Source organism: Sulfitobacter sp. CW3, from assembly GCF_019392245.1.
Lineage (GTDB): Bacteria > Pseudomonadota > Alphaproteobacteria > Rhodobacterales > Rhodobacteraceae > Sulfitobacter.
Window position 1 is genome coordinate 1 of record NZ_JAHXRL010000048.1, and the last position, 381, is coordinate 381.

Genomic DNA, 381 nt, shown 5'->3' on the forward strand with positions numbered 1-381 from the left:
GACAGGGCGACGCCGTAGGGCTTGTAGGTGATGCCGGGCGTGCAGGCGCCGTTGACCGCGCAAGTGGCTGAGGACGGGACCGCGAACTCGCCGCCCGCCAGGAACTTGGCGGCCTCGCCCGAGATGGCGGTGAGCGTCGGCTCGGCCAGGATGCGCGAGACGCCGGCCTGCTCGAACGCCTTAAGGGTCGCCTGGAGCGAGAGGCCGCCCGCCCGCACGGAGGCCTGGATCTGGTTGCCGCTGGGCGTGTTCGTGTTGATCGGGAAGGGCAGGCTGTTGGTCAGGACGTTCGGGAGGTTCGCCGGCACCGACGCGGCGGCGGCGGTCCCGCTGTTCACGATCGTCTCGCCCACGGTCCCGACCGGGTTCAGCGCCGCCCAG

At 71.9% G+C, this 381-nt stretch carries 1 pseudogene; it reads right to left on the reverse strand.

Going from position 1 to position 381, the window contains the following annotated elements:
• Positions 1-381, reverse strand: a pseudogene (locus KZZ06_RS20155) (hypothetical protein); the annotation flags it as partial.